The sequence below is a fragment of the Candidatus Planktophila versatilis genome (assembly GCF_002288105.1).
In the GTDB taxonomy this organism is placed as follows: domain Bacteria; phylum Actinomycetota; class Actinomycetes; order Nanopelagicales; family Nanopelagicaceae; genus Planktophila; species Planktophila versatilis.
On record NZ_CP016774.1, the window covers coordinates 683,448 to 697,605 of the forward strand.

The following is a 14,158-nucleotide window of genomic DNA, read 5'->3' on the forward strand; positions in this document are numbered from 1 at the left end:
ACTGCAAACTCGCTCATTATTTACTCACTGCGTAAACAAAAAAGCGAGATAAGACGCACATATCGCAGGACCTAGCGCAATATTGCCCCGTAAACGCATTCGGGCCACAACAGTGAGTGCCGTTAGGATTGAAATTGCCACTACGAGAATACTTAAATAGGTGGTGATTGAACCACCAGGTATGGCCAGAAGAGCTACCGCCATAAGAAGTTTCACATCCCCTCCACCTAATCCCCCGAAGATGCCGAGTAGTAACAGCGGCACTATGAAAAGAATCCCTGTGAGAAAATAGATGTGAAAGTCGCTCTCAATAAAGAGTAAGACCGAGATAAGAGCAACCGAGAGGTTTGTAATTCTGTGATGACGAAGGTCAAAGAAGCTGATATATATCGAGAAGAGAAGAATCAGCGCCATAGAACCAGCCTAGGTAGAACACTCTCATCACATTAACTACCTGTGGATGAACTAGGTGCGGAGCGCTGTGCGCAAATGTGTCGCTAGCTTCTCCCGGTCTAGGCTTTCACCCAGCACCAATTCCAATTGATCGATGCCTTGGTAGAGCAAGAGTTCAAGACCACCGATTACCTTGCCGCCAGAATCCCTCCATGCCGCAGCAAGTACTGTCGGCCAAGGTTTATAGATCACATCAAATAGGAGACCACTTGCCCCATCGCGGACAGAATCAGCCAGGAGGTCGGCCGCTCCGGCTGGAGTTGTATTTACAACGAGGTCATAAGAACTTAAATCCGCACCTGAATTCCAAGCGATGTATTCAAAATCAGAAGTAGTTACCGATGACTTCAGTGCAGGAGCTCGCACTGAACTACGACCTAGAACATGAATCTCTTTCGAGATGCCATCCATCGCACCAGCTACCGCACGAGCTGTTCCACCCGCTCCCAGAATCAGTACTCGATTTAAAGTTTGTAGGCCTGCATGGGCTAGCGCTGCAATAAATCCAGATCCATCAGTAGAAGTAAGTGACCATCCGTCCTTCTTTTTCCATAAAGTATTTGCAGATTGAATCTTGGTTGTTAATGGGTCGCATTCAATGGGGAGTAGCAGTACTTCTTCCTTCAAAGGCATGGTGAGAGAGAAGTAATCGAACTCTGTGCCGCGTCTTTCAATAAATAATGCCAGCGAACCCGCCGGTACATCGATGGGCTCATAGCTTCCCTCTATTCCTAAATAGGAGAAGGCAGCACGGTGCAAGCGCGGTGAAAGTGAATGAGTAATTGGGGAACCCAGTACAGCTCCTCTAATCACTTTTGACTCCTAAACTTTCCAGTCCGTAAATTCTTTTTGTACTCATACTTCCATGCATTGAACTGGGCGATATCAGCGGTAAATCGGGTATCACCTGGCGCCACTGTGATGAAATATAGCCAGTCACCCTCTTGTGGAGTTACCGCCGCGCGCATTGCTGATGCCCCAGGATTATTAATAGGCCCTGGTGGGAGTCCAAATTTTCTATAGGTGTTATAGCTCGATGACAACATGGTCGACTTAGTGCTCAAGAAGATATTGCCTCGAGACTGCATCACATAATGCACGGTCGAATCAAACTGAAGTGGCATCCCTTTCCTCAATCTGTTGCGCACGACTTGCGAAACCTTCGTGAAATCCTTCTCGCCGCCCTCTGCCTGAATCAAAGAGGCAATAACGAGTAATTGCGCTGGGGTATATCCAGTTTCAGAACTAAAGAAACCAGCGATACGCATTTCTTTCTCAGCGCGAGAAACCATTGAAGCAAGAGCAACATCTGCTGACGTCGTTGATGCAAAACTGTACTGCGCCGGGAAAAGCAAACCTTCTAGCTGATCAAAGCCCTTGGGTTTAGCAAGAGTCGTTAAAGCAGACTTTACTTCTTGGACCTTAAAGCCTGAGCGATACAGCTGAGGCAAAACCTCATTGACCCACATCCCTTCAGAGATGTTGATCAGTCCCACGATTCTTTTTGAGTCAAGCAACTGTTCAAGTGAATCCGCCGCACATAAGTTCTTCTGCACTCTATGAGTTCCTGGTGCCACTTTTGCAGCTCTTGCATCGGCTACCGCTAAACGAAAGTAGGCCTCTGAAGATTTGATTACCCCAGCACTTGCCAAGGATGCACCGATAGAAGAGCCAGCTTCTCCAGATTCAATTCTTATGAGAACTTCCTCAGCTGACGCAGCGCCGCAACTGAAATCAGGTGCAGATGAATCTAGGTTTCGCAGCGAATCCAGGCCGAAGGTGACAACGAATACAGCCACACCTGCAAGTCCCACTCGAACGATCGGAATTCTAAGTAAGTTTTTCAATCGCCAACCCTTGTTCTAGGATGGCTACAGCAGCCATTGCATCGATTACCTTTTTCGAATCGCGAGTATTTACTCCCGCGTCTTTAAGCTTCTTCTGAGCCGACACTGATGAAAGTCTCTCGTCAATATATGTCACGTTTATCGCGAAGGTCTCTGTAATCAAGTCCCCAAAAGATTTAGCTTTAGCAACACTATCTCCGTTCGCGCCAGACATATGTTTTGGCTCCCCAATGAAGACAGAAACTGGTTCATATTCTGAAAAGATCGCAGCGAGTTCGGCTAATAGGTTCGGACTCTGAGCCTGCAACACAGTTAGTGGTGAAGCAAGGATGCTATCTGGATCACTGATTGCAACACCAATACGCACATCACCGCAATCGAAGGCAATTCTTCGACCTCTCATCGGTTAATTTCCAGCGATTGATTCTTCGATTGCAGCAAGGGCCATTGCTGATTTTGATGCGTCAACTCCGCCGCCTTGGGCAACGTCGTCTTTGCCGCCGCCGCCACCACCCAAAATAGTAGAGCCAATCTTTACCAGAGCACCGGCTTTTAGACCCTGCTCGCGCGCCTTCTCACTTACCGCAACAATTAACACTGGTTTTGAATCCACAGAGCTGATTAGTGCAACTGCCGACTGCGCAGTGCGATTACGTAAATCAAGGGCCATCTTTCTTAAATCATCTGCCACGATGGAGTCAGGCAAAAGAGCGGTGATAACAGTTGTTCCACCAATTACCTTTGCCCCCTTGAGCAATGAATCAACCTGACCCAGAGCTTGCGCAGATCGGACGACTGCCAATTCTTTCTCAATCTCTTTCATCTTCCCGAGTAGCTCAGAGATTCGTTCAGGTAACTCATCAGCTCGCGAGCCCTTCATGAGCTCAGTCAAAGAGTTCAACAAAACATGTTCACGAGCCAGGAACTTATAGGCATCGATGCCAACCAGAGCTTCAACTCGGCGCACACCTGCGCCAATGGAAGATTCACTTAAGAGTTTAACCACACCTAATTGGCCAGAACGCTCCACATGTGTTCCACCGCAAAGCTCTCGCGCCCAGTCACCGATGCTGACAACGCGAACTTCATCACCATACTTCTCACCAAAGAGGGCCATCGCACCACTCTTCTTCGCAGCTTCCTGCGACATCACTTCTGCAGTGACAGCCAAGTTATCCAATAACAGGGTGTTAACTCGGGACTCAACATCGTTTAAGACAGATGTTGGAACAGCCCCAGTTGAGGGAAAATCAAAGCGGAATCGACCCGGTGAATTTTCAGAACCAGCTTGCGTTGCAGTTTCACCTAGTAATTCACGGAAAGCCTTATGCACCATGTGAGTTGCTGTGTGAGCTCGCGAGATCGCGTTACGGCGTTCAACGTCAATCACAGCCTGAGCAGGAGAATTTACGCTCGCCTCCCCCGAAAGAATTCGGCCTCTATGTACTGAAAGCCCATTGACCGGAGTTTGCACATCATCAATTTCAATAATTGCACCCGTTGAAAGAGTGATCACTCCACCATCAGCTAACTGGCCTCCACCCTCTGCATAAAACGGCGTACGATCAAGAATGACTTCAATCTCCTGGCCTGCATGAGCTGATGCCACACTGACGCCATCTACCAGCAGGCCAGTGATCTTTGATTCTGTGCTGGTGTGGGTGTAGCCAATAAACTTCGTCGCACCTGATACATCTGCAATCTTTTTATACTCAGAGACATCTGTATGCCCGCTCTTCTTCGCCTTCGCATCAGCTTTTGCTCGATCGCGCTGCTCATTCATCAGTCTGCGGAAGCCATCTTCATCAACTTCAAGGCCTTCCTCGCGGGCCATTTCTAAGGTGAGATCAAATGGAAATCCATAGGTATCGTGGAGTTTGAAAACTTCATCCCCAGGAAGAACCTTCTTCTTGCTCGCCTTGAGCTGGGTTGATGCTAAATCAAAGATCTGTGTGCCACTTTTGAGCGTTTGTAAAAATGACTCTTCTTCAGATTCTGAGACCGAAAGAATTCGCTTCTGATCTGAAATAAGCTCTGGATACTGGGCGCCCATTGCCCCAATTGCTGCAACGGTGAGTTCAGACATGATGGGGTCGTTCACACCGAGTAAGCGCATATTACGAATTGTTCGGCGCATCATCCGGCGCAGAACATAGCCGCGTCCTTCATTCCCTGGTGTAACCCCATCGCCAATAAGCATTGCCGATGTGCGGGCATGGTCTGCCACAACGCGTAGCGCCACATCTGATTTTTGAGATGAACCGTATTTAACTCCCGATAACTCAGATGCTCGGGTAAGAATCTTCATCGTGGTATCAATCTCATAGATATTTTCAACACCTTGTAAAAGTGCAGCTGTTCGCTCTAAACCTAAACCAGTATCAATACTTTTTGCTGGTAGTTCGCCAAGGATTGGATATCCATCTTTACCGCCGCCAGCGCCTCGTTCATTTTGCATGAAGACAAGATTCCAAATTTCAAGGTAACGATTTTCATCAGCGATAGGACCACCGTCAACACCGTAGGCGGGCCCGCGATCGTAATAGATTTCAGAACAGGGACCGCATGGACCTGGAACACCCATCGACCAGAAATTATCTGCCATATCTCTACGTTGAATGCGTTCACGCGGAACGCCAATCTTCTTGTGCCAAATATCTGCAGCTTCGTCATCATCTAAATAAACAGTTACCCACAACTTATCTTCCGGAAAACCATAACCAGCATCGTTAATTGGTCGTGTGAGAAGTTCCCAAGCGAGTGCGATAGCACCTTCTTTGAAGTAATCACCGAATGAGAAGTTGCCACACATCTGAAAGAAGGAAGCGTGACGAGTGGTCTTTCCTACTTCATCAATATCTAGCGTACGAACACATTTTTGGACTGACGTAGCGCGCTTATAAGGAGGTGTTACCTCGCCAAGGAAGAACGGCTTAAAGGGCACCATACCCGCGTTAACCAAAAGCAGGTTGGGATCATCCGCAATGAGAGATGCCGAAGGGACAACTGTGTGGGTGAGGCCTTGACGATTTTCTGATTCAAAGAATCGTAGCCAACGCGAACGTATCTCGGAGGACTCCACTAGTTACATTCACCCACTCTGACTATTGAGATTTCTGACTAGTCAGATTTCTTCTTCGATTTACGACCCTTACTCATCTGCGCAGCGCTAATAAGAGCGCCCGCAACTTTGACAGCCGGGCCGTTCTTATCCATGAAGCCCGTTGTTGCATCAGTTACCTTGGTGGTGACTTCTTCGACATTCTTAGTGATCTTGGCAAAGCTTGCCAGCGGACTATTGATGAGCTCTAATGTGCGAGTCGACTCAGTTAAAAGCGGTGTTGTGTCCTCAGTAAAAGCCTTGAGCGAGACTTTGGCCTCGTCAATGAATCTACCCACGCGGATAACGGCATAGGCGACTGCCACGGCAATCACGAAAAGTGATGCGGCCGCAATTATTGTTGCGATTCCACCAGGACCCATATCTCTAGCCTACCGGAATTACTCCTTCGGAGGTGTCCAATCGATTGCTGCCTCTTTACGTTGCGCAGCAGTAATGGGAGTCGGCGCACCAGTAAGTGGGTCTCCCCCGCTGGCTGTCTTTGGAAAGGCGATGACCTCACGAATTGAATCTGAGTTTGTTAGCAATGCACATACTCGGTCCAAACCAAGTGCAATTCCACCATGTGGAGGTGGTCCATAATTAAAAGCTTCTAACAGAAAGCCAAACTTGCTCTGCGCTTCCTCATCACTGAGTCCAATAACCGAGAACACATCCTTTTGCATCTCTCGATCATGAATACGAATCGAACCGCCACCTAGCTCAGTTCCATTAAGCACTATGTCATAGGCATATGCCAAAGCTGACGCCGGATCGCTTTTGAAACTCTTAGCAAACTCTGGCTTAGGTCCGGTAAATGGGTGGTGAACTGCAGTCCAGCCTCCACCATCGGTTGGTTCAAACATTGGAGCATCAACTACCCAGACAAACTCCCATGAGCCTTGCTTGATGAGATCACAACGCTTACCAATTTCGAGTCGTGCTGCACCCAATAGTTGTTGAGAGGATGACTTATCTCCGGCTGCGAAGAAAATCGCATCTCCGGCCTTAGCTCCTACAGCTGCCACAATGCCCGCTTGTTCTGACTCAGAAATATTCTTTGAAACGGGACCACCAAGGGTGCCATCGGCATTCACCAAAATGTATGCAATGCCCTTAGCGCCACGTGCCTTTGCCCAGTCTTGCCACGCATCTAATTCACGACGAGGTGAATCAGCGCCGCCTGGCATGATGACCGCTCCAACATAAGGAGCTTGAAATACTCTAAAAGGTGTCTGACTAAAGAACTCAGTGACTTCAACTAATTGCTGTCCGAAACGAAGATCTGGTTTATCAGAACCATACTTGTCCATGGCATCGGCATAAGTCATGTGCGGGATGGGGGTGGGAATATCGTAATTAACGGCCTGCTTCCACACCTTCACCAGGATCTTTTCCGCAATAGCCAAAATATCTGCTTGATCAATAAATGACATCTCAATATCCAGCTGGGTAAATTCAGGTTGACGATCTGCACGGAAATCTTCATCACGGAAACAACGGGCTATTTGGTAGTAGCGCTCCATGCCGGCGACCATCAGTAGTTGCTTAAATAACTGCGGTGATTGTGGCAGCGCATACCAACTGCCTGGCTGCAGGCGAACCGGAACGAGGAAATCGCGTGCACCTTCCGGAGTTGATCGGGTGAGATAGGGAGTTTCAATCTCATAGAAATCAAGATCTTCCATCACACCGCGAATAGCTGTGGTCACCCGGGAACGTAGTCGTAGATTCGCCGCCGGTCCTTCACGACGTAGATCTAGGTACCTATAACGCAGACGCACTTCCTCAGAAATATCTACTTCACTTCCTGCATCAACTGGGAACGGAAGCGGGGCCGATTCGCTCAGAACCACGATGTCATCGCCCATTACTTCGATTGCACCTGTTGGAATATTTGCATTTTCATTTCCGGAAGGACGCAAGGCAACTTCCCCGGTAATTTGCAGACACCACTCAGCACGTAGTTGACCTGCGAGTTTTTCATCCCTAATAACTACCTGCACTGAACCCGTGCCATCACGCAAATCAATAAAAGCAACACCGCCATGATCACGCCGACGAGCAACCCAGCCAGCCAAAGTCACAACCTGGCCGACGTGCGTAGCCCGTAGAGCGCCAGCATCATGATTTCTCAACATTAGAAAGCCACCTTTAAGAAATGAGTGCGTTAGAGCGAAAGTGCCTGACGTAACTGATCCCGCAATTGCGTAATCTTAACCGAAGTTAGAACTCCATCACTCATGCGCTTAAGGTCAACGTTCCCGCTTGAAATCTCGGAATCCCCCAGCACCACTACATATCGGGCTCCAGATTTATCAGCAGCTTTCATAGCACCTTTGAGCGCACGATCTCCGAAGGCAATTTCAGTTCGAATTCCAGCCGCACGCAATTCTTGTGCTGTTGTGAGGGCAATCTCCATCGCGCTCTCACCTAATGGAATAAGGAACAAATCCGAGGTGAAATCTTCGGCTGGTAGTGATTTCTCAGCAATCGCTGCAAGCAGTGCCCGATCCACACCAAGTCCAAATCCAATTCCTGATAATGATTGTCCACCCAAAATCTCCATTAAGCCGTCATAGCGACCACCACCACCGATGCCCGATTGCGCACCTAGGTCGGAATGAACAAATTCAAAGGTAGTTCCCGTGTAGTAATCCAATCCACGAACCATGCGCGGGTTGATGACAAAGTCGATTTTCATCGCACGCAGATAACCTTGCACTAATTCAAAGCTCTTGCGGGAAGAATCAGAGAGATAGTCAAGTAATAGCGGCGCCTTCACCATCGCCGCTTGCATCTCTGGCCGCTTGTCATCGAAGAGCCGGAGCGGGTTGATCTCAGCGCGCTTAGCTGTTGCCTCATCTAGATCAAGTTTCTTGATAAAGGCCATCAAATCTATGCGATGAGCCGCGCGTGATTGCGCATCTCCTAACGAGGTAATTTCCAAACGATAGTTTCGAAGCCCTAAGTTCTTAAAACCCCGATCTGCAATTGCAATGACTTCGGCATCTATAGCTGGATCATCAAGGCCAATCGCTTCGATTCCCACTTGGTAGAACTGTCGATAGCGTCCAGCTTGCGGCCGCTCTGCTCTAAAGAATTGCCCGGAGTACCAGACCTTCACGGGGAGTTGACCTCGATCTAAATTCTGTTCAATCACAGCACGCATCACACCAGCTGTTCCTTCCGGCCGTAAGGTAATTGATCGTCCACCACGATCTTCAAAGGTATACATCTCTTTTGAAACCACATCGGTTGATTCACCAACACCGCGAGTAAAAAGATTTGTATCTTCAAATACCGGAAGTTCCATTAATTGATAACCGGCTGCCTTGGCAGGTGCGATTAACTGCTCACGTACCCATTCGAAGGCGGCAGATTCGGGCGGCAAGTATTCACGAACACCTTTAGGTCCTTGAATCTTCTCGTATTTCATGAGGTCAATTCTTTCAGATAAGGGTTGCTTTTTCTCTCGAATTTGATTGTGGTCTCAGGGCCATGTCCTGGTAGCACGCGCAAATCATCGTTCAGCGGTAAAACCTTCTTGATGAGCGTCTCTCTCATCTGCGCTGCACTGCCTGTCGGTAAATCTGTTCGCCCAATGGAGCCAGCAAAGAGAACATCTCCGCTAATGAGTATCTCCTCATTGAGGGTGAACATGGTTGAACCACGAGTATGACCTGGAGCGTGGATTGCGGTGAGCTTGAGATCCAAAAGATTTATCACTTCACCGTTCTTCAATTCTCGAAGATCTTTCGGTTCCGTAAATGTCATCTCTCCTAGTTGCGCCATCAGATCGGGCCCGTGTATCCCGGATGGATTAGAAACGAAGCGACGATCTTCGCTATGTATATATGTTGGAATCGAATATCCATCGGCAAGCGGAACTATGGATAATGTATGGTCTAGATGTCCATGGGTAAGCAGCGCTGCCACTGGTTTCAATTTGTACTCTTCAACCAGCATGGTTACTTCAGATGAAATATCAGGCATCCCAGGATCGATGATGATGCACTCTTGGCCCACACCCGCAGAAATCACCCAGCAGTTGGTGGCGAACATAGGCGCTGGATAAGACAGAACAAGCATGGTGGGCCCCGAAATCTCGCATGGATTTACTGTTGTACGGGGGTCAGGGTAGCCTTCTCCTCTTACACAATCGCACTAAACAACGAAGGCAACCGCCGACGCGCTGAGGGGGAAATCATGACCGATATCAATCCAGGAACGCTAGCTCACACACAAGTAGCACCTAGTGCAGCATCTGCACTCATTGGAGATCCTTCTCAATTCGGTCGCGTCGGAGAAGATGGAACGGTATTCGTTCGCACCTCTGAAGGCGAAAAGCCAGTTGGTTCCTACCCAGGCAAGAGCGCGGAAGAAGCACTTGCCTACTTTGTCAGAAAATTTGAAGCACTCGCATCCGAAGTTGCGCTCACCGCAGCCCGCATCACAAGTGGCGCGATGGTTCCGCAGGATGCACACGAATCTGTGAAGAAGCTGCGTCAGCAAGTTCGCGAACTCAATGGCGTCGGAGATCTGGATTCCCTTGCCCTATCGGTGGAACAAATTGAACCGCTCATTGAAGGAAACCGCGAGGCATATGAAGCAAAGAAAGCGGCAGAGAGTGCGGTCAAGGCTGCTCGCCGGGAACAGATTTTGGTTGAGAAAGAGAAGATAGTGGCTGAGGCGGAATCACTTGCTCTGTCAGAGAACTGGAAAGTTACTGGAGATCGACTGAAGACTCTGCTCGATGAGTGGAAAGCGGCGCCTCGTCTAGATAAGAAGGCTGATGGAGATTTCTGGAAGCGTTTCTCAGCCAGCCGCAATAAGTTTGATAAGCGTCGTCGCACTCACTTTGCACAACTTGAGGCGACCTCATCTGTAGTTTCCGCAGCAAAGATGGAGATCATCACAGAGGCTGAAAAGCTTGCAACCTCTACCGATTGGGTTGCAACTGCTCGTCGATTTAAGACACTGATGGATTCATGGAAAACAGCTGGTCGCGGAAAGCCGAGCGATGAAGCTAAGTTGTGGGCGCGATTTAAAGCGGCCCAAGATCAGTTCTTCACTGCAAAGAGTGCGGATCTGGAAAAGCGCGAGGTTTCGATGACGGCAAATCTTGCTAAGCGCGAAGAACTCATTGTTCAAATCGAAGCTTTGGTGCCATTTACAGATGCCAAGGCAGCAAAGAACTCATTCCGCGACTTGATGCGCACCTGGGAGAAGATCGGCATTACCCATCGCGATAAGCGAGCCGCTTTCGATGCCCGGGTAGCCAAGGTCGAAGAAGTGATTAAAGAGGCTGAGGCCGAGATTTGGCGTAAGACAGATCCTGCGGCAAAGGCACGCGCTGCTGAAGTAGTGAAGCAGCTCAGTGAATCTATTGAAAACTACCGCAAGGTTGCCGCAAAATCACAGGCAGCAGGTAATGAGAAGAAGGCGAAAGAAGCACTTGAATCAGCTGAAGCTCGTACGGTGTGGCTAGCAGAGGCTGAAAAGCATCTCGCTGAATTTAGCTAATCAAAACTAGTTAAGTTCGATAGACGTCATAGACGCCTTCAATATTTCGCACCGCAGCCAGCACAGAATCAAGATGCTTGGCATCAGCCATTTCAAAGGTAAAGCGAGAGATTGCAACGCGGTCCTTAGATGTGCTCACTGCTGCGCTAAGAATATTTACGTGCTGCTCCGACAGAGTTCTGGTGACATCAGCTAACAGGCGCGCACGATCTAAAGCTTCAACCTGAATGTTTACCAGGAATAAGCTTGCCGCACCCAATAACCACTTCACTCCCACTACTCGCTCGCCTTGATTCTCGCGAAGATCGGTAGCGTTGATGCAATCCTCTCGATGTACAGAGATGCCAGATCCCTTGGTAATAAAGCCCATAATTGCATCCCCTGGAACTGGCGTGCAGCAACGAGCGAGCTTTACCAATACGTCATCAACGCCTTCAACCTCCACGGCGCTCGATGTCCGCTTGGTAACTTGCATACCAGTCGGAATATTCTCGATAGTAACTTCTGGATGAGAATCATCACCTGACATCGAAGCGGTGAGCTTTTCAACGATTGAAGCAGCTGAAACATGTCCATCACCAACTGCGTTATAGAGCGCATCTATATCGGCATAATGCATATCGTGAGCTAGTTCCAGCAGCGCGTGACCAGCGAAAATCTTCTGTAGCGGAAGTCCTGCTTTGCGCATTTGGCGGGCAATAGATTCGCGCCCAGCATCAATAGCTTCCTCTCTCCGCTCCTTGCTAAACCAAGCTTTAATCTTTGAACGAGCACGTGGACTCTTAACAAAATTGAGCCAATCGCGACTCGGCCCCGCATGTTCACCCTTATTGGTAACAATCTCAATCACATCACCATTGACCAACTTTGATTCAAGTGGAACTAGGCGCCCATTAACCTTAGCTCCCGCACAGCGCAAACCCACATCAGTGTGAACTGAAAAGGCAAAGTCAACCGGTGTTGAGCCACCCGGAAGTGCAACAACTGAGCCTTTGGGAGTAAAGACAAATACTTCTGGACTTCCCAAATCAAAACGCAACGCCTCTAGAAATTCAGATGGATCTTCGGTCTCCTTCTGCCACTCGTGTAATTGACGCAGCCACATCATCTCTGGGGTATTAGTCTCTGGCTCACCGCTTTGCTTGTATTTCCAGTGTGCTGCGATACCAAACTCAGCTCGAGAGTGCATCTCATAGGTGCGAATCTGAATTTCGATCGCTTTACCGTTTGGCCCAATGACGGTGGTATGAAGTGATTGATAAAGATTGAATTTAGGCATCGCTATGTAATCTTTAAATCTTCCCGGAACCGGACTCCAGCGAGCATGAATCGAGCCCAATACCGCATAACAATCTTTCACATCGTTTACCAGGACTCTAATTCCCACCAAATCATAGATTTCATTGAACTCACGACCTCTGACAACCATCTTCTGATAAACACTAAAGAAATGTTTATTACGTCCGGTAACCGTTGCTGTGATCAAGTCTCGCTGCAAGTCCTTCTCAACAGCGTCAACAACTTCAGATGTCAGTGCATCACGTGATGGCGATCTCTCTGCCACCAGCCTTGAAATCTCTTCAAATTTCTTCGGTTCAAGAACTGCAAAGGAGAGATCCTCTAGCTCCCACTTGATGGCATTCATTCCGAGTCTGTGGGCTAATGGGGCATAGATATCAAGAGTTTCCTGCGCCTTGCGTTGTGCTGATTCGGCCGAGACAAAACCCCAGGTGCGGGCGTTATGAAGGCGATCGGCTAATTTGATAACTAGTACGCGAATGTCACGCGACATCGCAATGACCATTTTGCGAACGGTCTCTGCCTCTGCGGTTGGACCATAAGCTAATTTGTCGAGCTTGGTAACGCCATCGACCAAGTTAGCAATTTCATCGCCAAAGTCAGTACGAAGTTGTTGGAGTGAATATGGAGTATCTTCAACAGTGTCATGCAGCAGTGACGCCACAATCGTGATTTCGTTCAAACCTAATTCAGCCAAGATAAGTGAGACAGCTACTGGATGAGTGATGTAATCCTCGCCAGATTTTCTTAGCTGTCCTTCATGTGCCGTGCGGGCAATCTTGAAGGCCCGAGTGATTTCTGCGCCATCACTTTGAGGGTGATGCTCCTTAAGCGCACCTATAAGAGGTGCGATTAAGGTTTCTGTATCCATATGCAAAAAGGTTATTTGCGACCTTTGCGCTTAGGTTGATTACGTGGACCACGCGCAACTGTTGAATCTGTTGGCTTGCTCTCTGTAGGCACCGGTGCTCCGCTTCGCGCTGCAACTCTCTTAGCAAGTGCCTGCATCGCAGGTTCCTTCTCACGAAGGGAGGCTAGGAATGGTGGAGCGATAAATACAGATGAATACGTACCCACTGCTAAACCAATGAATAGTGCAAGTGAGAGATCCTTCAGTGTGCCAGCGCCCAATAATCCAGCGCCTACGAAAAGAATTGAACCAACAGGTAGGAGTGCGATGATGGATGTGTTCGCGGAGCGCACGAGGGTCTGATTGACAGCCAAGTTGGCAGCCTGTGAATATGTCTGCTTACTGTTGGCTGTGACAGATTTCGTATTCTCTCTCACCTTATCGAAGACCACGACAGTGTCATAGAGCGAATAGCCAAGAATTGTAAGGAATCCGATCACCGTTGCTGGGGTGACATCAAAACCAACAACCGCATAAATACCAACGGTAATGAGCACATCGTGCACCACTGCAACAATCGCTGCAAGTGCCATCTTGGGTTCAAATGCCATTGCGAGAAAGAGCATGACCGCCAATAAGAATGCGATCAATCCATAGATAGCTTTCTTGGTAATTTCCTTACCCCACGAAGGTCCAACAATCTGCGTGTCGATTGACTCAGCTTGAACATCAAAAGTGGAGGTCAGAACATTCTCGGCAGCTGTCGCTTCTGCCGGAGTGAGCGCTCCGGTTTGAATACGAATCTTGTCGTTACCTATCTTTTGAACAATTGCCTCGCCCGGAATATCAAATTTCGAAGCCGCTTCTCTACCTTGTTCAAGTGTGATTCCCGGCTTGCTCACTGTGTAAGAAGCTCCACCTTTGAACTCAAGACCTAAATGCAAACCTTGAATGGTAAGAGCAGCGATAGAGATGAGAAGAAAGAGCGCTGAAATCGAGTACCAACGCTTGCGGTTGCCAATGATATTAAATGATGTTTCACCCGAATAGAGGCGGCCACCAAGACCTGAAATTTTAGCCATT

General features: G+C 48.5%; 12 protein-coding genes. 1 reads left to right on the plus strand and 11 read right to left on the minus strand.

The features are described 5' to 3' along the window. Nucleotides 1-24 precede the first annotated feature (24 nt). Genes A1sIA79_RS03470 through A1sIA79_RS03510 form a run of 9 tightly spaced genes read right to left on the minus strand, consistent with a single transcriptional unit; the run spans nt 25 to nt 9,492 of the window. Nucleotides 25-414 carry a prepilin peptidase gene (locus A1sIA79_RS03470; protein ID WP_095674838.1) on the minus strand — a complete coding sequence of 130 codons (390 nt, stop codon included), beginning with the start codon at nt 412-414 and terminating at the stop codon, nt 25-27. A 51-nt stretch (nt 415-465) separates the two neighbouring features. Continuing rightward, nucleotides 466-1,266 (minus strand): shikimate dehydrogenase, encoded by an 801-nt coding sequence (locus A1sIA79_RS03475; protein ID WP_095674839.1) that lies wholly within the window; start codon nt 1,264-1,266, stop codon nt 466-468. Beyond that, nucleotides 1,263-2,300: an endolytic transglycosylase MltG gene (mltG, locus tag A1sIA79_RS03480; protein ID WP_095674840.1), complete on the minus strand. Its 1,038-nt coding sequence runs from the start codon at nt 2,298-2,300 to the stop codon at nt 1,263-1,265. Before mltG ends, A1sIA79_RS03475 begins: the two co-directional genes overlap by 4 nt. Further along, the gene (gene ruvX, locus A1sIA79_RS03485) at nt 2,284-2,703 is read right to left on the minus strand and encodes a Holliday junction resolvase RuvX (RefSeq protein WP_095674841.1); all 420 of its coding nucleotides are present in this window, start codon (nt 2,701-2,703) and stop codon (nt 2,284-2,286) included. The genes mltG and ruvX overlap by 17 nt, the downstream gene beginning before the upstream one ends. Before the next feature lie 3 nt (nt 2,704-2,706). Continuing rightward, nucleotides 2,707-5,382 carry an alanine--tRNA ligase gene (gene alaS, locus A1sIA79_RS03490; RefSeq protein WP_095674842.1) on the minus strand — a complete coding sequence of 892 codons (2,676 nt, stop codon included), beginning with the start codon at nt 5,380-5,382 and terminating at the stop codon, nt 2,707-2,709. A 38-nt stretch (nt 5,383-5,420) separates the two neighbouring features. Further along, nucleotides 5,421-5,783 carry a DUF948 domain-containing protein gene (locus tag A1sIA79_RS03495; RefSeq protein ID WP_095674843.1) on the minus strand — a complete coding sequence of 121 codons (363 nt, stop codon included), beginning with the start codon at nt 5,781-5,783 and terminating at the stop codon, nt 5,421-5,423. Nucleotides 5,784-5,801: 18 nt separating this feature from the next. Then, entirely contained in the window at nt 5,802-7,541 is a 1,740-nt protein-coding gene (gene aspS, locus A1sIA79_RS03500; RefSeq protein ID WP_095674844.1) for an aspartate--tRNA ligase, read from the minus strand. A gap of 29 nt (nt 7,542-7,570) precedes the next feature. Further along, nucleotides 7,571-8,839, minus strand: coding sequence for a histidine--tRNA ligase (gene hisS, locus A1sIA79_RS03505; RefSeq protein ID WP_095674845.1), 1,269 nt, complete (start codon nt 8,837-8,839; stop codon nt 7,571-7,573). Further along, nucleotides 8,836-9,492, minus strand: a complete 657-nt coding sequence (locus A1sIA79_RS03510) for an MBL fold metallo-hydrolase (RefSeq protein WP_095674846.1) — start codon at nt 9,490-9,492, stop codon at nt 8,836-8,838. The genes hisS and A1sIA79_RS03510 overlap by 4 nt, the downstream gene beginning before the upstream one ends. Before the next feature lie 117 nt (nt 9,493-9,609). On the opposite strand from A1sIA79_RS03510, the gene A1sIA79_RS03515 reads away from it, so the two are divergent. Next, complete coding sequence (locus tag A1sIA79_RS03515) at nt 9,610-10,926, plus strand: DUF349 domain-containing protein (RefSeq protein WP_095674847.1); 1,317 nt, start codon at nt 9,610-9,612, stop codon at nt 10,924-10,926. 10 nt (nt 10,927-10,936) lie between these two features. On the opposite strand, the gene A1sIA79_RS03520 is transcribed toward A1sIA79_RS03515, so the two are convergent. Beyond that, nucleotides 10,937-13,096, minus strand: coding sequence for a RelA/SpoT family protein (locus tag A1sIA79_RS03520; protein WP_095674848.1), 2,160 nt, complete (start codon nt 13,094-13,096; stop codon nt 10,937-10,939). Nucleotides 13,097-13,107: 11 nt separating this feature from the next. Next, complete coding sequence (secF, locus tag A1sIA79_RS03525; RefSeq protein ID WP_095674849.1) at nt 13,108-14,157, minus strand: protein translocase subunit SecF; 1,050 nt, start codon at nt 14,155-14,157, stop codon at nt 13,108-13,110. Nucleotide 14,158: the final 1 nt, after the last annotated feature.